Origin of the sequence: Treponema parvum, assembly GCF_017893945.1 — a bacterium.
Lineage (GTDB): Bacteria > Spirochaetota > Spirochaetia > Treponematales > Treponemataceae > Treponema_D > Treponema_D parvum_A.
The window spans coordinates 2,120,523-2,139,139 of sequence record NZ_CP054257.1 but is presented as its reverse complement, the minus strand read 5'-3'; the positions used below and the strand labels follow the sequence as shown (position 1 = coordinate 2,139,139).

Sequence of the window (18,617 nt, the reverse complement as noted above, 5' to 3'; positions counted from 1 at the left end):
GCTATGGATGTTTTCAGCCGATATGCACCGTTTATACAGGACTATATCTACCGTTCGGGATGGCAAATGCTGCGCGCCGTGCAAAATGCCGCGGGGGACGCCATTTTTAATACGGATGACAACGTTCTTTTGACCGCGTCAACCGCATCGGGAAAAACGGAAGCGGCATTTTTTCCGATTTTGAGCCTGCTTGCGGAAAATCCGTCTTCATCCGTCGGCGTTTTGTACATTGCGCCGCTCAAAGCGCTCATCAACGACCAGTTCGGACGATTGGGCGAACTGTGCGAAGAAGCCGGAATACCCGTTACGCGCTGGCACGGAGATGTGCCGCAGTCCCAAAAGCGGAAACTCCTGCGAAAACCGGCGGGCATATTGCAGATAACGCCGGAATCTTTGGAATCCCTGATAATCAACAAGCACATGGAAATTCCTTCGCTTTTCGGCGATCTGCGATTTATCGTCATCGACGAAATTCACTCGTTTCTCCGCGCCGATCGCGGCTTGCAGACTTTTTGCCTTATCGAGCGGCTGTGCAAAACCGCATCGTGTAAGCCCAGACGCATCGGGCTTTCCGCGACCATCGGCAACCCTGAGGACGCCGGAAAATTTCTTTCGGCGGGCAGCGGCAAAAAGACGGTCATTCCCCGTTTTGATGGCGGAAAGGAAGTGTGGCGGCTTTCTATGGAGCATTTTTTCAATACCGCTCCGCAAGCCGACGAGGGCAGAGAGGCCTTTTCGGAAGCGTCGATTATAGAGCCCGCAACCGACACAGCACCTAAGGCCGCCGACCCCGGCATCGGATACATCTTCGAACACACGCGCGGAAAAAAATGCCTCGTGTTTACCAATTCCCGCGAAGAATGCGAGTCCGTTTGCCAATACCTGCGCCAATACTGCGAAGCGAATCATGAAGCCGACCGCTTCCTTATCCACCACGGAAACCTTTCCGCTTCTTATCGCGAAAGCGCCGAAGAAGAAATGAAGGACGACGATTCGCTTATGAGCGTTTGTGCTACGGCGACGCTGGAGCTCGGCATCGACATCGGCAAACTTGAGCGCGCTTTTCAGATAGATGCGCCGTTTACCGTTTCGGGCTTTTTGCAGCGTATGGGACGCACCGGACGCCGCGGCAATCCTTCAGAAATGTGGTTCGTCATGCGCGAAGATCACCCCGAAGCGCGGGCCATGCTGCCCGATATGATTCCGTGGTATCTCATTCAGGGCGTCGCGCTCGTACAGCTGTATATCGAAGAGCGTTTTGTTGAACCGCCTAGGACAGAACGGCTGCCCTTCAGTCTGCTCTATCATCAAACGATGAGCACGCTCGCTTCCCGCGGAGAAATGACGCCCGCCGAACTTGCGTCCAGAGTTTTGCCGCTGTCTGCTTTTCATCGGATCGGTCAGGACGATTACCGCTTGCTGCTTCGGCACTTGATCGAAATCGACCATATAAACCGTACGGAAAACGGCGGGCTCATCGTCGGTCTTGCAGGCGAGCGAATCGTCAACGATTATAAATTCTATGCGGTGTTTCAGGAAAATATCGAATACACCGTGCGCTCAGGCTCGGAGCAGCTGGGCACCATTGTAAAGCCGCCGCCTGCGGGAGACAAAATTGCCATCGCGGGCCGCGTATGGGCGGTCGACGAAGTGGACCATAAAAAGCGTGAAGTTTACTGCACTTTGGTTAAAGGCAATATCCCCGCGTATTTCGGCGATGTTGCCGGCGACATACACACGCACATTTTGGAGCGGATGTACGGCGTTCTTTCGGAAGACAAAGTTTATCCGTATTTGATGCGGCACGCCGTCTGCCGCCTTGCCGATGCACGGGAAACCTTTGCAAAGGCGCTCATGCAAAATCGGCCGCTTATCAATCTCGGCGGTAAAATGTGGGCGCTGTTTCCGTGGCTGGGAACCTACGCCTTTTTTGTGCTCGAACGCTTTTTAAAACTGCGGTGCGCAAAGCGGCTCGGGTTAAAAGGCTTGAATCCGTCCCGCCCGTACTATCTGCAGTTTACGATGCAGGCGAGCGAAGAAGAATTTTTCAAAATTGTTGCGGAAGAAGCCGAAACGGAATTCGATCCGATCGAGCTTGTCTATCCGAAAGAAATTCCCGTTTTTGAAAAATACGATGAATACGTTCCCGAAGAATTGGTACGCAAGGGCTTTGCCGAAGGCGTCCTCGACATTGCGGGAATGAAAAAGCGCGTGATCGGCTGGTCTTCGGAAAATGCGAAAAGAAATAAGGCTCGGCCTTGAGCACACCTTGTGAATTCTGTATGGGATGAGGAACCCGGCGAAAACCGTTGCCGGAGTCGATATGTTACACCGGGCGGCTTTGCAATTTTAAAAAATTGCACTATATTTAAATACGGAAAAGTAAAAAATAAGCAACAAATAACTGCGCGCATCGATTTCTGCCGTAAACTTGCTGAAAAACGTAACGGAGGTATGCCATGGCTGATGATCACGGCGTTCAATCTATTGAACGGGCATTGGATATCATCGAAGCGGTAGCGGCAAATAAAAGTTCCGCCGTATTAACGGAAATTGCTGAAAAAGCGGGGCTGCATAAAAGTACGGCATACCGTATTATTTCGACGCTGCTCAAGCGGAGATATTTAAAAAAGAACGAAGACGGCACCTATAAAATCGGGTTAAAGCTTATCGAAACCGTCAGTTATTATATCGACAGTTTGGAGCTACAAACGGAAGTGCGTCCGTATATCGCGCAGATTACGGCAAAGTTCGGCCTTACGTCGCATTTGGGAGTTTTGGAAGGCGACAAGGTCGTGTATATAGAAAAGATGGACATATTTTCGAATATCAAATTGTATTCGCAAATCGGACTGCGCATGCATGCGTACTGTTCTTCGCTCGGCAAGTGCCTTTTGGCGAATTTTTCGAACGCGCAGCTTCGCTCGATTATGGGAAAAACCGAATTTACGCGCTTTACGCCGAATACAATTACGACTATCGAAGCGCTGCAAAAAGAAATCGATTCGGTCAGACAGCGCGGGTGGGCGATCGACAACGAAGAATTTGAAATCGGGCACCGCTGTATCGGAGCGCCGGTATACGATTACCGGGGCGATATAATCGCTGCTATCAGCGCAAGCGGCAGCACTAGCATCCTCACCGACGAGCGGATTCCCGAAATAGTCGAGTATCTCAAGCAAACCGCCGCGGAGATTTCTCAAAATATGGGATATGTGCCGTAAAGCGCGGCACGCAAAATATGCGCGGTTTTTGCGGCGCATACGAAGAGGCGCTCGCGGACTGTGTCCGAAAGCGCCTTTAGAATTTATTTTACGCTTCTATAGGTCATCTCGAAAAACTTGTCTTTAGTGATTTTTTTTTTCGAGATTCCGACGAGTTGTAACTCGCTGTATTATCGCGAGTTACAACATCGCATTTTCAAAGTTACCTCTAAAAACTGCAGTTTTTAGAGGTTTCCTATAATATTTTTCAGCACGACGGTTTTTATCTTTGTCATTTCGTTGAACGTGGACATGACGCCTTCGGTGCCGATACCGCTGTGCTTCCATCCGCCGAAGGGCATTTCAAACGAGCGGTAAAAACTCGCGCCGTTGATAACCGCTTCGCCGGCTTCCATCGCGTTTGCGACTTTAAAGGCGCGTTTTTGATCGCGTGAAAATACGCAGCTCGACAAGCCGAATACGGAATTGTTCGCGATTTCGATCGCTTCGTCGTCGGTATCGAATCCTATGATCGGCACGACCGGTCCGAATATTTCCATATCCTTTGCGACGTCGGCCGTTTTCGGAACATTCGTAATGACGGTCGGCTCATAAAAAGCGCCGTTGCGTTTTCCGCCTAAAACGATTGTGCCGCCCTGCTCGACGGTTTTTTGCACTTGTTTTTCAACTTGAATCGCCGCTTTTTCGCTGATAAGGCATGCAATTTGTGTATCTTCTTCGGCAGGATCACCGAATTTCAATTGCTTTATTCTTGCAACGGTTTTTTTCGCGAATTCGTCTTTCAGCGAATTGTGAACGATAAAGCGCTTGCTTGCGCAGCATACCTGTCCGGTATTATACATGCGCCCCCATACAAGCTCTTCGACCGCCAAATCGACATCGCCGTCTTCCAGCACGATAAACGCATCGTTTCCGCCCAATTCCAGCGCCGTATGGGTAAGGTTAGCCGCGGCTTTTATCGCCGAATCGATTCCGACTTCGGTGCTTCCCGTCAGCGTAACCAAACCGACACGCTTGTCGGAAACGGCATAGCTTTTAACGGAGCCGGGAGCCGTAACGCACTGAATCGCACCGTCGGGCACGCCCGCTTCAACGAGCAATTCCGTCAGCCGCATCAATGTCAGCGGGTTATCCGACGAAGGCAGCACGAGCGCGGAGTTTCCCATCATTAAAGCGGGAGCGACTTTTTGATCGAACAGATCGCACGGAAAGTTGAACGGAATGATGCACACGACGACGCCGACCGGTTCTCTGAGCACCAGCTGCATCGTTGTCTGCTGGCCCGCTTCCGTTCCCTGCGGAATAATCGTACCGTAAAAGTGTTTTGCCCGCTCGATAAAGCCGCTGAAGCCGATCGTAACGTTTCCGATTTCGGCGCGCGCTTCGGTTATTGGTTTGCCGTTTTCGCTCGACAAAAGCCGTGCCAAATCTTCGTGCGATTTTTGCACCAAACTCAAAAATTTATACAGCACTTCAGCGCGCTTAAAAACGGGCACTTTAGCCCATTCTTTTTGCCCGCGCACGGCCGCCGCAAGCGCCGCGTCCAAATCTTTTTCGTTTGCGCGCGGAACGCTGTCGATCACTTTGCCGGTCGCAGGTGCGATTACGTCAAATGTTTTACCGCTTGCGCTGTCGGTTTTTTTTCCGTTGATAATCATCTTCATAATTATTACCTCTTATTAACTTACTTTTCGCCGAACGCCGTAAATGACAGCATAAGGCCGCCGCAGGTATTGCGTCCGTCGTCTTCGTAGCCGTATTCTCCGAACGTAAATTCGACGATAAACGGAATATTTCCCGCTTCTTTTTTGATTGCCGCGGTCAATTCGTTTATCCGGTCTCCGATACCGATCCGTCTGCCGCCGCAGTGCACCAAATGGAAGCCTGCTATCGGCTCTTTCATTTTCGCTTTTAAATCGGCAAGAGCTGTGCTTACGGCTTTTATTAAATCGTCCGTACTGCCTTCGAGGAGCGCTATCGCCGTTCCTACAGCAAGGTTGTTTCCTACCGCGATCGAGCCGTCGGCATTGCCGTTCATCGGGTGGCGTACCGCAATCAAATCGCCTAAGGGATCTTTTACGCCGAGCGGATTTGTGATGGAGCGCACGAGCAGATTGCCGCCTTCCGTGTCTTTCGCGCTCGCACCGGTCCATTCGCGGTACTGGTCAAGCGCCGGTTTTCCGTTGATTTCCACGAGGGTGCGCTCTTTTGCGACTTTGGTGATAACGCCGTACTTGCCGGTTTCTTTGTAGCCGCCGGTATACTTGTTCGCGAAAGCGGCTTTCGTATAGAAGAAAGCAACGGCCGCGCCGTCGCCGGTTATTGTTTTGTCCGCAAAAAGTTTCCATTCGCCGGAAAGCGTATTGTCCGCCGCGCTGCCGCCGAAAAGCGGTACCCTGCCTACGACTTCGGCAATACCCTTCAGATAGTGTTCTTCTTCGCCGGGAGGAGCGACCATGTACATGTACGCGGGCGCTTCCTTTTTGCCGGCCGCGGCTAGCGCGCTTTCCGCCAATTTCCGTCCCGTCGCACGGGCGCTCCCGCTTTTTGCCATGGCCGCCGTTCCGACCGTCAAATCGGCGTCCGACAATCCCATAATTCCGACATAACCTTTTTCGCCGGTTACAAAACCGTCCTGAGTAACGATGCCGGAGTACGACGTGTTTCCGATCAGCGGCACGCCCGGCAGTTCTTCACCGATCGCTTTGAGCAGAGCCTGCTGGTTATACGATACGCCGCTGTATACAAATACAAGCTTCAGATCGTGCAGTGCATCTTTTATTTTTCGCGCACATTCTTTTCCCGCCATAGCCGGATCGGGGTTGTTGCTGCTTGCAGTCCGTATCTTTAACATAAACGCCTCCTGTTAAAACTTTTTATAAAAACTTTTGAATTTATGATAGAAGGTCAATTTTCACCTGTCAACGAAAATAAAAATAGTCGGTTCTGTATATTAAAAACGTGGTTTCACGATGCGGAACGAAATTTTAGGATCCCCTATATCTGAAATACGTACTTGATTTATTTTAGAGTTCGGCAGGATAATAATCGAACAGCTTTTACTAAGCTAAGCAGGTGATAATTTGATGGATAAAAAAAGATCCGCTCCGGACAAGATTATCGTACGGGGCGCAAAAGTACATAACTTGAAAAATATTGATGTGGATATTCCTCTCGGCAGACTGGTCGCCGTAGCGGGTGTTTCCGGTTCCGGCAAGTCGTCGCTTGCAATGGGAATACTGTATGCGGAAGGTTCACGCCGCTATCTTGAAGCGTTGTCAACCTACACGCGCCGAAGGCTTACGCAGGCTGCCAGAGCGGATATAGATGAGATTCGGCATGTTCCTGCGGCGCTCGCTCTTCATCAAAGGCCCGGAATCCCCGGCGTGCGCAGTACGTTCGGAACGGCGTCCGAGCTTTTGAACAGTCTGAGGCTCATGTTCTCCCGTCTGGGCAGTCATTGCTGTCCTAACGGGCATCCCTGCCCGCCGAGCATGGCTGTCGCCCTCATGCAGCCGATTGTCTGTCCCGTATGCGGCGAAACCTTTTACGGCCCCGGTGCTGAAGAAATGGCCTTCAATTCGGGAGGCGCCTGCCCGACCTGTTCCGGAACGGGAGTTGTGAGGACGGTGGACGAGTCCGCTCTTGTGCCGGATGAATCGCTGAGCATTGACGAAGGCGCCGTCGCTCCGTGGCAAAGCCTCATGTGGTCTTTAATGAAGGATATCGCGCGCAAAATGGGCGTAAGGACACATGTGCCTTTCAAAGATTTAAGTCCCGCTGAAAAAGAGATCGTGTTTCACGGGCCTGCGGAAAAACGGCATATCCTGTATGTCAATGAAAAAACCAATGTTGCCGCCGAGATGGATTTTACCTACTATAACGCCGTCTATACTGTGGAAAACGCACTGTCCAAGGTAAAGGATGAAAAGGGCATGAAGCGGGTAGAGAAATTTCTGCATGAAGCAGCTTGCCCTGACTGCGGCGGCACGAGGCTTTCCGCAAAGGTGCGCTCTACGACACTTGCAGGGAAAAACCTTGCGGAAGCTACGGCTATGACGCTTGCCGCGCTCATTCCGTGGATAAAGGCCGTTCCCGACACTTTGCCCGAAGACATGCGTCCGATGGCGGATAGCATAATTCAGTCTTTTCTCGATAATGCCAAAAGGCTGAATGATTTGGGACTCGATTATCTTTCGTTGGACCGCGCCGGCAATACGCTTTCCACAGGGGAACGGCAAAGAGTTCAGCTTGCGCGCGCAGTCCGTAACGAAACGACGGGCGTTTTATATGTTTTGGATGAGCCGAGCATCGGACTGCACCCGTCAAATATCCAAGGGCTCATGGAAGTGATCGACAGTTTGATTGCTGACGGAAATTCCGTAATTTTGGTTGACCATGACGTAAGCGTGTTAAAGCAGGCCGACCACATAATCGAACTGGGGCCTCTCGCCGGCAGTGAAGGCGGAAAAATACTTTTTGAGGGAACCGTTGATGAAATTGCACACAGCAGGAATTCCAAAATCGCGCCGTTTATCGCAGAAAAGGCAAATGTCCTGACGAGAAAGCGTGCGGATAAATCGATGCTGTTCCGGCAGGGAAAGATTCATCTGGAAACACTCCCGATCCATACCGTACATGAACTTAATGTAGACATTCCAAAGGGAAGACTCACGGCCGTAACGGGCGTATCGGGATCCGGCAAAACGACGATGGTACTGGAAAGTTTGATCCCCGCCATTACGGCCTATGCCGAAGGAGGAAAGCTTCCTGCCCATGTAAAGAAAATTCAAGCGGAAGGAATTCGGCGAGCAAATCTTATTGACGCGTCTCCTATCGGCATCAATATTAGATCCACGGTGGCTACCTACAGCGGGATACTTGACGATCTTCGTAGGCTCTATGCCGGAACGGCCGAAGCCAAAGCGAAAAAATGGGAAGCCGGCGCATTTTCTTATAACACGGGCGAATTACGCTGCCCTACATGCGACGGTACCGGGCAAATTTCTCTTGACGTTCAATTTTTACCGGATGTCACCGTCATTTGCCCGGATTGTAAAGGGAAACGTTACGGTCCGGATGCGGACGCCGTACTCTGGAAGCCTAAAAACTCAGAATGTAATTATGCTATTTCAGGCCTTATGGCAATGACCGTAAAGGATGCAATGCCGGTTTTTAAAGACGAAAAGAAGGTATATGAAAAGCTTTCGACGCTTGATAAGCTCGGTTTGGGATATCTGACGCTCGGCGAAGACACTCCCGCACTGTCCGGCGGAGAGGCGCAGCGTTTAAAGCTGGCGAGCGAGATGGGTAAGACGCAGGAGGACTCGGTGTTCGTGTTTGACGAGCCTACCATAGGTCTTCATCCGCTGGACGTACAGGTTTTGCTTTCGGTATTCAACCGCCTTGTGGAAGCGGGCGCCACAGTCATTGTCATTGAGCACGATCTGGATGTGATTGCCAACTCCGACTATATCATCGACATGGGACCCGGCGGCGGAGATCGTGGCGGCCGTATCGTAGCCTGCGGCACGCCCGAAGAAATCGCGCGTAATCGGGCAAGCGTTACCGGCACTTATCTTACGCAGGTTTTGAAAAAGAAGGCATCGAGCTAAACATTGATTATGCATATGATTTAGTGTTATGATATGCATACGGAGGATGTATATGAGAACAACGCTGAATCTGTCCGATATCTTGCTTGAAGAAGCGATGACATTGACAAAAATTACGACAAAAACTGAGGTCATAACACACGCGCTTGAAAATTTGATACAAAAAGAAAAACTTCAAAAACTGAAAGACTATTACGGAAAACTTGATTTGAATATCGACTTAAAAACGCTGAGAAAACGGTCATAAGATGGTATTGGTCGATACTTCCGTCTGGATAGAATATTTTAGAGGCTCTGCACGCTCTTCCGTGCTCAAAGAGTTGATACATAATAATACGCTTTGTATCAATAATCTTGTGCTTGCCGAATTGCTTCCTTTTATTAATCTGAAAAAAGAATACGCATTGAAACGGCTCTTGCTTGCGATTAAACGAGTAGAGCTCGAAATAGACTGGGACGAGATTATCGATATGCAGACCCGAAACCTATCGCACGGTATAAACAAAGTCGGTATTCCCGATTTAATAATCGCTCAAAATGCGATTAACAATAATCTCTTTTTATTTTCGTTTGATAAACATTTCGGACTTATGCGCGATTTGTTTGCTCTTAAAATATTTGCCGGAGAATAAGTCGCCGAACTCCTCGCGCGCGAAATAGGCGTAAGGACAAATGTTCCTTTCAAAGATTAAAGCCTCGCTGAAAAAGAAATCGTGTTTCACGGACATGCGGCACTCCTTAGGAGATTGTTGATAACGGTGAAAGCGTAACGGGAAAATACCTGAAAAAACTGATAAAGCAAAAGCTTTAACCTGCGGCAGGGATCGTCGCGGAAAGACCGCAGCGGCTTTAGCCGCGAGGACTTGCAGCAAGAGCCCGGTGCCCGCTTTGCGGGCAGCCGCCCTAAATAAAAACCGAGATTCTAAAACGACGGTACTTTTTTGTCTTTGTGCCGGGCGCGGTTACAGGTCTTGCGTCTTTGCCTCATCCCAAAAGCGGTCCATTTCTTTAAAACGGCTCGGATTCATTTCCAGATTCGATTCTTTCATTTTTTGTTCGACAAAAGAAAAGCGTTTATAAAATTTTTCGTTTGTGCGGGAAAGGGCGATGCCCGGATCCACGCCGAGATGGCGCGAATAATTGACCACTGAAAATAAAAGGTCGCCTATTTCTTCTTCTAGGCGGAGCTGGGCTTTGTCCGCCTGAGGCGTAGAAGCTACGGTTAAGGGCTTGTCGCCTTCCTTAAAGGCAGCCTTCGTTTCCTGAACGGATTTTTGCGCTTCCAGGACTTCGTTTAATTCTTCTTTTACTTTTTTAAGAACGGAAGAAGAATTGTCCCAGTCGAATCCGTTTTTTGCGGCTTTTTTTTGCATTTTATAGGCTTTTAAAAGCGGCGGAAAGCCTTTGGGAATTTGATCCAGTATGGAATTTTCGCTTTTGCGGCCTTCTATGCGCTCTTTTATGCTGTCCCATTGAACAAGAACTTCTTCCGGCGTATCGGGCGTTTTTGTTACGCAGGTGCTGCCGCTGCTTGTTTTAAATACGTGGGGATGGCGGCGGATTATTTTTTCCGTAACCGCGTCCAAAACATCCGCTACGGTAAAACAGCCTTCCTGTTCGTACATGTAGGCGATCATAACGGCGTTAAGGAATACGTCGCCAAGCTCTTCTTTTGCGTGTTCCGCGTCTTGTTCGCTTATTGCGTCTATGACTTCAAATGTTTCCTCCGCGAGATCCGTGCGCATGGAAAGGGGAGTTTGTTTTATGTCCCACGGGCAGCCGTCTTTGTCCCTAAGGCATTTTACGGTGTCGAAAAGTCTTTTATACGAAGCAGCTTCGGCTGATTCTTTTTGTATTTTTTTGTTTATTTGCGGTGCGTCTTTCATGTAGCCTCCGAATTAATTCTGAATTAGTGCGCGTTTTGCGCACGTTCCGCGGCGTATTTTAAACATGCGGCGTTTCGACTTTACCCGAAACTGGCAGTTTAATACGACTGCGATATTTTAAGCGGGCGAAGTTAGACCTGCGGCGTCTGCAGAGCCTCATTAATGCGCGTCTTGTACACACGCTCCTGCGGCGTCTGCCAATTTGCGCTTTCCCCATTCGGGGATTAGCCGCTTGGGATCGGACGAAAAAAGCGTTTTTGCAAAAAGCTCTGCGGTTTGCAAAAATATTTGCGAAAGAAGAATTTGCTCGTCCGAAGTAAAGCGGCCTAGAACATAATCGGCAACGCTGCCGTAAGAAGGTTTGCTTATGCCTATTCTGAGCCGCCAAAAATCCGCCGTACCGAGCTCCGTTTTTATTGAACGAAGCCCGTTGTGTCCGCCCAATCCTCCGCTCCATTTTAAACTTACAAAGCCCAATGGAAGTTCGATTTCGTCGTGAACGATAAGAACCTGTTCGGGGCTTATTTTTAGAAAATGAGCGGCTTCCGCGACGCTCTGCCCCGAAAGGTTCATGTAGGTTTCGGGCTTTAGAAAATAGAATTTATCGCCTATGGAAGAAGGAAGGTTTAAGACCTGAGACTTTGATCCGGCGGAACCGGCAGAAAAACTTTCCTGTGCGGCGGCGGGCCTCATGCCGACCGAATTTACGACTGCCGGAGTTGCGGGCGCAGATGCTGTGCCGGAACCGGCGTTTTTTGCAGCCGGCCTGGTGCCCGCGATAATATTTGAATCTTGGATCCAGCTTTTAAGGGAGAGCGTATCTATTGAAGCGAAGTTTCCTTTGAATTTGTTTTTCCAGTTTATTTTGGATGAAAACGGCAGGGATTGTTCGAACAGCCACGCCGCATTATGGCGTGTTTTTTCATATTCTTTACCGCAGTTTCCGAGAAAAACGACGAGCGCTATCATGGAGAGGATTATATCATAAACGGTCGCATTTGAAAAATACGACATACGGCCGTTTTTGAGGGGCAGGGGACACTAGGCAATCGCGCGGCGTTGCCTCCGGCGGGAACAGCCGGAAAGCTGCGGCGAATTGCCGTGAGCGCGAAGTTTTCCGCGCCCACGGCAGTACGCGGCAGGAAAATCTACAGCAGTCTCAGAGCATTTAAAACCGCGAGGAAGGTTACTCCCACGTCGCCGAAAACTGCGGCCCACATGTTTGCAAGACCTATAGCCCCAAATATCATGACGGCAAATTTTACCGCCAACGAAAAGACGATGTTTTGCCTAACGATCCGCACCGTGCGTTTCGCCGTGTGAATTCCCTGCACAAGTTTTAAAAGATCGCCGTTTAGAATTACCACGTCGGCGGCTTCGACAGCGGCGTCCGATCCGATCTTCCCCATGGCAACCCCGACGTCCGCCCTTGCCAAAACGGGCGCGTCGTTTATTCCGTCTCCTATGTACATGACGGTTTCATTTTTCGCCTTATTTTCCGCTAGAATTTTTTCCAGAATCGAAACCTTGTCTTCGGGCAGAAGTTCCGCATAAACTTTATCTATGCCGAGCTTTGCCGCAATATCTTCTGCAGTTTCCTTTCTGTCGCCAGTGAGCATACAGATGTGCTTTACTCCTACTTTTTTGAGAGCCTTTACGGACTGTTCGGATTCTTCTTTTACTTCATCGGAAATCACAATGTGTCCGGCATATCGGTTGTCCACCGCTACGTGTATGATCGTTCCGCTGTCGTGTTCGGGACACGGAGAAAATCCTTCTACGTTGCGGCTTTCTATCAGTTTTAAATTTCCTACGAGAATTTCCTGATTTTCTATGGTAACGCAGAGTCCTTGCCCGCTGATCTCTTTTGTGTTTTTGAGTTCAACGTGTCCGCAGAGTTCGCAGTGATGAGCTTGCTGCAAGGATTTTGATATGGGATGGATCGAAAAATATTCGGCGTGAGTTGCAAGCGCGATAAGTTCTTCTTCCGAAAGTTTTAATTTTTTGTCAGGATGAATTGCGCTTACTGCAAAGGTTCCCTTTGTTAAAGTTCCGGTCTTGTCGAACACTGCTGTTTTGGCTTTTGCGAGGGATTCAAGATAGTTGCTTCCCTTTACAAGGATTCCGTTCCGTGAGCATGCCCCGATGCCTCCGAAAAAGCTAAGCGGTACCGAAATCACAAGCGCGCACGGGCACGAGACTACCAAGAACACGAGCGCGCGCGCCACCCATTGGGTAAAACTTGTATGAGTTACCAACGGAGGAATAACGGATATGAGTACGGCGGCTATACAGACCGCGGGTGTGTAAAAGCGTGCAAATTTTGTTATAAACCTTTCCGACCCTGCCTTGTTTTGTACAGCGTGTTCTACGAGTTTCAGTATTCGGGCGACGGCGGAATCCGAATAGATTTTTTTTACGGTTATTTCGATCACGCCCTGCATGTTTATAAACCCTGCAAGCACATCGTCTCCTTCAACGACTTCTCGCGGAACGGACTCTCCCGTCTGTGCTGAAGTGTCTACGAAGGAATTTCCTTTTCGTATGATTCCGTCAAGAGGAATTCTTTCTCCGGGTCTTACGATAATTGTTTCTCCTACGGCTACTTCTTCAGGAGAAACGGAAATCTCTTGGGAATTGCGCAGTACCGTCGCCGTATCGGGGCGAAGGTTCATCAATTCCTTGATCGAATTTTTTGATTTGTCGACGGCGTAATCCTGAAAATATTCACCTATCTGGTAAAAAAGCATTACCGCTACAGCTTCGGGATATTCGCCTAAAAGCAAGGCTCCGACGGATGCAATCCCCATGAGAAATTGTTCATCGAAAACTTTACCGCGCAGAATATTTTTTACGGCGCTTTTTAGTACTGGAAGGCCTACAATGATATATGAAACAAAATAAAGCGCCAAAAAAATTAAAGAAAAGACATTCGCTCCGAAAAACTCGAGCGGAGTATTTGAAGCGAGCCGTTTTACAGGGGGAATATTCGACGCCGTAAGCGCAACGATAAAGATCGCAAGCGCGGCTATTATTTTTTTTAAAGACATTTCATCGCCGTCTTCATCATCGTCATGGCAGCAGCAGCCGTGTTCTATGTGCTCGGCATGATCGGCGCAGCAAGAGTCTCTGTGATGATGAGCGCAACACTTATGCCCGCTTTGTTTTTCTGCGTGATCTTTTGAAACGTGATCACTAGGCTGTTTTTCATTTTGAATTTCGTCGTTCTTATAGTATTCGTCCATAGCTTATCATGCCTCCTTGGCCGTTAAATTTTTTCACAAAGATGGGCCATGCCCATGTTTAGAATTTTTTCAACGTGCTCGTCGTCCAGCGAATAGATGAGAGATTTTCCGTCTCTGTTGTATTTTACAAGTTTGTTCGCTTTTAAAATTCTAAGCTGGTGGCTTATCGCGGACTGCGTCATTTTAAGATTTTCCGCAATGTCGTTTACAGGCGAAGCGGACACCAAAAGCGAAAATAGAATTTTTATGCGTGTGGAATCGCCGAAAATTTTAAACAATTCCGCGAGGTCGAAAAGTAAGTCTTCATCCGGCATTTTACGTTTTACACTCCTTGTGCAATTAGGGGATGCCTCAAAAGTCGCAATCAAAATCAAGGAAACTGTCCAAAAACTGAAGTTTTTGAACAACCCCTTTTTCTTAACGATAAATGTAAATATGAACATCTGTTCATATTTAATATAATATAACCCGTAAACCGATCTGTCAATGATAAATATTTTTTTCAAACGCTTGTTACTTTTTTTAACGAACGGTAAACAAAATTCTGCCCGTTAAAGATCGCGGCGAAGGGGTAAGCATAGGCGTTTTATACGTAGCGAGGCCCTGCCGTAAAGGTTTTACAAGGTCTCGCTGCGATATAAATCTTATTTTTTGAATTCTTCGGGATATTTTTGGAATTTATTCGCCGTGTATTTTGACACGGTAAAGGCGTAGGGAGTTTCAGACGAAGTTCCGATGTATTCGGCTTCATCGCCTTCGCCAGTTTGGTACAAGGTAACCGTAATTTCTTTTCCCGCAACAAAAATCGTCGTTGTCGTTCTTTTGACGTCCGGCAAGGCCGCGTTTTCGCTGCGCCAATCTTGCACGTTCAACGAGGAAAGCGTATTTATCCACGTATTGATTTTTTCGCCGTCCACATCCGAATCGCTTATACCCGAACCGGTAAAGCGCCAAGACGTTTGTTTTTCCGCCGTAACGGTGTCTTTGTCCTTCTCCTTATCGGAGGAAGAATCTTTTATCCTTTCTACGCTCCAGCCGATCTTATCGTTCTTGTTTCCCGCCGAATGTCTTTGGGCACCGGCCGCACCGGAAGTTGTTTTCCCGCCGGCCTCACCGCTGCCGGCTTCACCGCCTGCCGCTCCGTAGCCTGAAAAAACCGTCACCTTGTCTATGTCGTCGGATGAAAAACTGAAAACCTGCTTGCTTCTAAGATCGTCAACCGTTTTTTCAAAAGTATTTTTAAGAGCACCGGAAACAAGGTAAATATCTTTGCCCGAGTCGATTCTTACATACGTTTGCGAACCGGTAGTAGACTCTTTGCCTACCGTGATTGTTCGTAAAATCTTTCCGCTTGCATCCGAAGCCGTAACGGTAAGAGCTTTTTCGCTTTCAAGGCCGTATCGCTCAAGAGCGGCCTCGGAATCGGAATGAGAGACAGTGTCCAACACTTTCACGGTTTTTACAGCCTTATAGATGTTGTCCGAAAAAGCTTCGTTCGCTTTGTAATTTTTGCTTCCGACGAGCCACTCGTCGCCGCTTTTTGTAAGAACAACGTCAATGCCGTTCCCTTTTATTGTGTAAACCGCCGCTTCCTCTTTTAAAGAGAGGACTTTGACGGAATTCCTACCTAAAACAAAAAGCTGTATCATGTATACGCAGAGTAAAACACCTATCGCCGCAAGAAGAACGGACTTTCGCATTTTTAATTTAGTCATTTTGGGCATCTCCTTTTTTAGATTTTGAAACAGTCCTTGTGCTGCCCGGATCGTAACGGTTCCGGATTGCGTTGCGGCGTGCGGAACGTTTTTGCCAGACCAAAAGCCCTGCCAGCGCGATCAAAACGGCAAGCCCGAATTGGTTAAAGTATTTTGCCGCCGCTACGGCTTTTTTATTGGTTACGTTCAGGACGTTCAGAGAAAGCCCCTTTGTCCGCATAGTGCAAAGTTCTTCGTTGCCGTTCATATAATCGATCGAGTTTTTTACAAACATGGCTACGGGCTCCGTACCGTTTTCATCTATAAGTTGGGGCGTAAGCATAGCCGAAGAACCTGAAATAAAGATTTTTCCGCTTTGAATGCTCTTTGCCAGATGTCCTTTTGCGGAAATTTCCGTTTCGGCGCTTGCCGCCTGACCGTCGGGGTTTACTTCAGCGTCAAAGGCGCTCTTGAATTTACCTTCAAGAAGAACTGCAAGGTTTTCGGCTTTTTCAACGGATTTATCCGAAGGAGGATACATGCTCATGGGATTCAAATCGATGCGGTCCTTCATGAGCCATGATTTCGGGGACGATTTTGCAAGATAAGTGATTTTTACATCCTTGTTTTTTTCCGCCTCCGTTACGTCTATGGAACCGTTTTGAAGGAAGATAACGTAGCCTAAATTTTTCGTGATAGGATGGTTTGCAAAATTTTCTTTTTGCAGAAGCGGTGCGAAGTACAGATTTATTTTTCCGTAACCCGGTTGATTCTGCTGGGTATAGCAGTTTTCATCGAGTATATAGTCATGTCCGGTCTTTATACCGTAAGAATCAAAAAGTTTGGCCAAGCCCGTTTCAATGGGCAGATAGACCGGCTGCTGGCCGTAAGACGATATGCTGTTGAACGGATCCAAAAAGAACATGACGTTTCCGCCGCGCATTATGAACTGATCGAGCTTATAAAGTTCCGCATCGGAAAACTTCGACTTCGGCCCGTTTACGAGGACAGCGCTTATGTTTACGGGAATATCCTCGTAAGAAAGGTTTATTTCTTTAAACGTGTACATTTCGGAAACTATGCCGCTTAAAAGGCCCGCTCCCGTTTGACTGTCGTCAAGAGAAGCTTCTTCGTGGCCGGTTATGTAGCCTATTTCCATAGATTTTGAAACAAGACTTTGGAGTCCCGCCGAAAGAGAGTCTTCAAGAGAATCAAGGCCTATAAGAGCGTACCCGAAAAGCGAACGCTGCATGCTGAGCGGAATAAGTCTGAAAGAATCTCCGTGTTCAAGCACGAGTCCCAAAACGCCTGTCCCTCTGTTTCCGTCTTGGGTTTGCCAGTTTATCGACTGTATTCCGTAGCGTTCAATGATCGGCTCGACTTCAGCCGCTTTAGGGGAAATTTTTTCAAAATCAATTCTGTTTTGATTTCTGCGGTTAAAGGCGTCGAAGGCGGTTTTTACGCTTTGGTCAAGCTGGTCAAAGCCTCCTATCCTAAAGTCCCCCAATTCCTGAGAAACATACAGTTTTAATTTTATTTTGTCGTCTTTGGGAAGGAGGGCTAAAGAGTCGGCCGTGGCGATCATTTTTGAAACGGCGGTCGTAAGCTTATATTCAAAACCGTCGCTTGAAGTAAGGGAATCTATGGTTTTTATGGCGTCCGCATAGATTATCGCGACGCCCATCCACGCCTGTTTAAAACCTACTTCGTTATTTGCGATTTCGCGGATTTGCACTTGATGCAATCCGTAGCCCGAAGCAAGGGCTTGGCTTTCCTCTTTGTCCATATCGTGTATGCGATAGCTGAAATTACCGTTTGCGGCGTTTTTATATTCTACAAGGATGTCGCTCACGTATTGTTCGACCGAATTATAGGGAGCGGGCAGGTTGGAAGAAAAGAACACTTGAACGCTCAAAGGCTCGTTAAGAGTTTTTACCAGCTGCCGGCTTGCATTTGACAGAGAATAAGATTTGGGTTCGGTCAAGTCTATGCGAATAAATGCACGCGAGGCAACAAGATTTGCAAGCACAAGCACTATGACAAAAAGCGCAAAATCGCTTGCAGGAGATTTTATCCATTTAATAAATTTTTTCATTTTTTCACCTTACCTTCTGCCGTTCTTTGAAGCTTTTACGGTCATACCCACAAAAAGCGCCGTAATGGAAATAAAATACAGCAGGTCGCGAGTATCGATTATTCCTCGTGCAACGGAGTTAAAATGTGTGTTTGCGGAAAAGAACGAAAGAAAATTTACGGCCGGGGCCGGAAGGATAACCAAAAATACGGTTATCATCGAAAATAAAATGCATATTGCAAAAGCTGCAAAAAACGCAATTATCTGATTCTTTGTTAGAGACGATGCAAATATTCCGATCGAAGAAAATGCGGCGCATAAAAACAAAGCGCCCAAATATCCGCCTATTATAGGACCCATGTCTGGCGAACCGAAAATGCACGCCGTTATCACGTAAAAAATCGAAGGCGCCAGCATCGCAGCCGAAGCTAAAAAGGCCGCAAGGAATTTTCCCATAACTACGTCAAAGTCTGTGACAGGCAGCGTAAGCAATGTTTCAAGGCTCCCGCTGCGTTTTTCTTCGCTGAAAAGACGCATCGTCAAAGCCGGTATGAAAAATGAGAACATTACGGGCAGAATGGCAAAAAAATCACGCAATTCCGCTCTGCGCGCAATAAAAAAAGTTGAAAAAAATATAAAACCCGAAAAGACTAGGAAAAGTCCCGTCACTATATAAGCTACGGGGCTTGTAAAATAGGAATAAAGTTCCCGCTTCATTATGATTGCCGCCGCCGAATTTTTAAGTTTCGCAGCGCTTTTTGAGCTTTTTGATTTTTCATGTTTTGCAGGCTGTTTAGCGCCGGCAGATTGCGCGGTTCCGGCAGCCTGCTTAGAATTCTTATGATATTCGCCGTCTTTTATATTTTCAGAAAGATCCAT

Annotated in this window: 14 protein-coding genes; 5 read left to right on the top strand and 9 right to left on the bottom strand. The window is 48.0% G+C overall.

The annotated features are described in order from the left end of the window. Nucleotides 1-3 precede the first annotated feature (3 nt). Complete coding sequence (locus HRI96_RS09400; RefSeq protein WP_210117115.1) at nt 4-2,262, top strand: DEAD/DEAH box helicase; 2,259 nt, start codon at nt 4-6, stop codon at nt 2,260-2,262. Between the two features lie 197 nt (nt 2,263-2,459). Next, nucleotides 2,460-3,224 (top strand): IclR family transcriptional regulator, encoded by a 765-nt coding sequence (locus HRI96_RS09395; RefSeq protein ID WP_210117114.1) that lies wholly within the window; start codon nt 2,460-2,462, stop codon nt 3,222-3,224. A 224-nt stretch (nt 3,225-3,448) separates the two neighbouring features. Here the strand turns inward: HRI96_RS09395 and HRI96_RS09390 are convergent, their stop codons facing one another. Both HRI96_RS09390 and HRI96_RS09385 read right to left on the bottom strand, forming a co-directional pair. Further along, nucleotides 3,449-4,888, bottom strand: coding sequence for an aldehyde dehydrogenase family protein (locus HRI96_RS09390; RefSeq protein ID WP_210117113.1), 1,440 nt, complete (start codon nt 4,886-4,888; stop codon nt 3,449-3,451). Between the two features lie 20 nt (nt 4,889-4,908). Continuing rightward, nucleotides 4,909-6,078, bottom strand: coding sequence for an FIST signal transduction protein (locus tag HRI96_RS09385; protein WP_210117112.1), 1,170 nt, complete (start codon nt 6,076-6,078; stop codon nt 4,909-4,911). Between the two features lie 232 nt (nt 6,079-6,310). Between HRI96_RS09385 and HRI96_RS09380 the strand changes: the two genes are divergently transcribed. Genes HRI96_RS09380 through HRI96_RS09370 form a run of 3 tightly spaced genes read left to right on the top strand, consistent with a single transcriptional unit; the run spans nt 6,311 to nt 9,471 of the window. After that, nucleotides 6,311-8,839 (top strand): excinuclease ABC subunit UvrA, encoded by a 2,529-nt coding sequence (locus tag HRI96_RS09380; protein ID WP_210117111.1) that lies wholly within the window; start codon nt 6,311-6,313, stop codon nt 8,837-8,839. 52 nt (nt 8,840-8,891) lie between these two features. Further along, the gene (locus HRI96_RS09375; protein WP_210117110.1) at nt 8,892-9,086 is read left to right on the top strand and encodes a type II toxin-antitoxin system VapB family antitoxin; all 195 of its coding nucleotides are present in this window, start codon (nt 8,892-8,894) and stop codon (nt 9,084-9,086) included. Nucleotide 9,087: 1 nt separating this feature from the next. Continuing rightward, nucleotides 9,088-9,471 (top strand): PIN domain-containing protein, encoded by a 384-nt coding sequence (locus HRI96_RS09370; RefSeq protein WP_210117109.1) that lies wholly within the window; start codon nt 9,088-9,090, stop codon nt 9,469-9,471. A gap of 330 nt (nt 9,472-9,801) precedes the next feature. Here HRI96_RS09370 and mazG read toward each other — a convergent pair whose 3' ends face one another. The 7 genes from mazG to HRI96_RS09335 all read right to left on the bottom strand — a co-directional run bounded on the left by mazG (nt 9,802) and on the right by HRI96_RS09335 (nt 18,617). Continuing rightward, nucleotides 9,802-10,725, bottom strand: a complete 924-nt coding sequence (gene mazG / locus HRI96_RS09365) for a nucleoside triphosphate pyrophosphohydrolase (RefSeq protein ID WP_210117108.1) — start codon at nt 10,723-10,725, stop codon at nt 9,802-9,804. A 159-nt stretch (nt 10,726-10,884) separates the two neighbouring features. After that, complete coding sequence (gene pth, locus HRI96_RS09360; RefSeq protein WP_210117107.1) at nt 10,885-11,694, bottom strand: aminoacyl-tRNA hydrolase; 810 nt, start codon at nt 11,692-11,694, stop codon at nt 10,885-10,887. Nucleotides 11,695-11,873: 179 nt separating this feature from the next. Next, nucleotides 11,874-13,970, bottom strand: coding sequence for a heavy metal translocating P-type ATPase (locus HRI96_RS09355; protein ID WP_210117106.1), 2,097 nt, complete (start codon nt 13,968-13,970; stop codon nt 11,874-11,876). Nucleotides 13,971-13,993: 23 nt separating this feature from the next. Further along, nucleotides 13,994-14,284, bottom strand: a complete 291-nt coding sequence (locus tag HRI96_RS09350) for an ArsR/SmtB family transcription factor (RefSeq protein WP_210117105.1) — start codon at nt 14,282-14,284, stop codon at nt 13,994-13,996. A gap of 330 nt (nt 14,285-14,614) precedes the next feature. Then, entirely contained in the window at nt 14,615-15,685 is a 1,071-nt protein-coding gene (locus tag HRI96_RS09345; protein ID WP_210117104.1) for a DUF4340 domain-containing protein, read from the bottom strand. Further along, entirely contained in the window at nt 15,678-17,759 is a 2,082-nt protein-coding gene (locus tag HRI96_RS09340; RefSeq protein ID WP_210117103.1) for a GldG family protein, read from the bottom strand. The genes HRI96_RS09345 and HRI96_RS09340 overlap by 8 nt, the downstream gene beginning before the upstream one ends. A 9-nt stretch (nt 17,760-17,768) precedes the next feature. Further along, nucleotides 17,769-18,617: an ABC transporter permease subunit gene (locus tag HRI96_RS09335; RefSeq protein ID WP_210117102.1), complete on the bottom strand. Its 849-nt coding sequence runs from the start codon at nt 18,615-18,617 to the stop codon at nt 17,769-17,771.

What these genes read in the sequence shown, in the direction of transcription:
- HRI96_RS09335 (WP_210117102.1), bottom strand. Translation starts at nt 18,617, where the DNA reads ATGGATCTTTCTGAAAATATAAAAGACGGCGAATATCATAAGAATTCT.
- HRI96_RS09375 (WP_210117110.1), top strand. Translation starts at nt 8,892, where the DNA reads ATGAGAACAACGCTGAATCTGTCCGATATCTTGCTTGAAGAAGCGATG.
- HRI96_RS09390 (WP_210117113.1), bottom strand. Translation starts at nt 4,888, where the DNA reads ATGAAGATGATTATCAACGGAAAAAAAACCGACAGCGCAAGCGGTAAA.
- HRI96_RS09340 (WP_210117103.1), bottom strand. Translation starts at nt 17,759, where the DNA reads ATGAAAAAATTTATTAAATGGATAAAATCTCCTGCAAGCGATTTTGCG.
- pth (WP_210117107.1), bottom strand. Translation starts at nt 11,694, where the DNA reads ATGATAGCGCTCGTCGTTTTTCTCGGAAACTGCGGTAAAGAATATGAA.
- HRI96_RS09345 (WP_210117104.1), bottom strand. Translation starts at nt 15,685, where the DNA reads ATGACTAAATTAAAAATGCGAAAGTCCGTTCTTCTTGCGGCGATAGGT.
- HRI96_RS09400 (WP_210117115.1), top strand. Translation starts at nt 4, where the DNA reads ATGGATGTTTTCAGCCGATATGCACCGTTTATACAGGACTATATCTAC.
- mazG (WP_210117108.1), bottom strand. Translation starts at nt 10,725, where the DNA reads ATGAAAGACGCACCGCAAATAAACAAAAAAATACAAAAAGAATCAGCC.
- HRI96_RS09355 (WP_210117106.1), bottom strand. Translation starts at nt 13,970, where the DNA reads ATGGACGAATACTATAAGAACGACGAAATTCAAAATGAAAAACAGCCT.
- HRI96_RS09370 (WP_210117109.1), top strand. Translation starts at nt 9,088, where the DNA reads ATGGTATTGGTCGATACTTCCGTCTGGATAGAATATTTTAGAGGCTCT.
- HRI96_RS09385 (WP_210117112.1), bottom strand. Translation starts at nt 6,078, where the DNA reads ATGTTAAAGATACGGACTGCAAGCAGCAACAACCCCGATCCGGCTATG.
- HRI96_RS09380 (WP_210117111.1), top strand. Translation starts at nt 6,311, where the DNA reads ATGGATAAAAAAAGATCCGCTCCGGACAAGATTATCGTACGGGGCGCA.
- HRI96_RS09395 (WP_210117114.1), top strand. Translation starts at nt 2,460, where the DNA reads ATGGCTGATGATCACGGCGTTCAATCTATTGAACGGGCATTGGATATC.
- HRI96_RS09350 (WP_210117105.1), bottom strand. Translation starts at nt 14,284, where the DNA reads ATGCCGGATGAAGACTTACTTTTCGACCTCGCGGAATTGTTTAAAATT.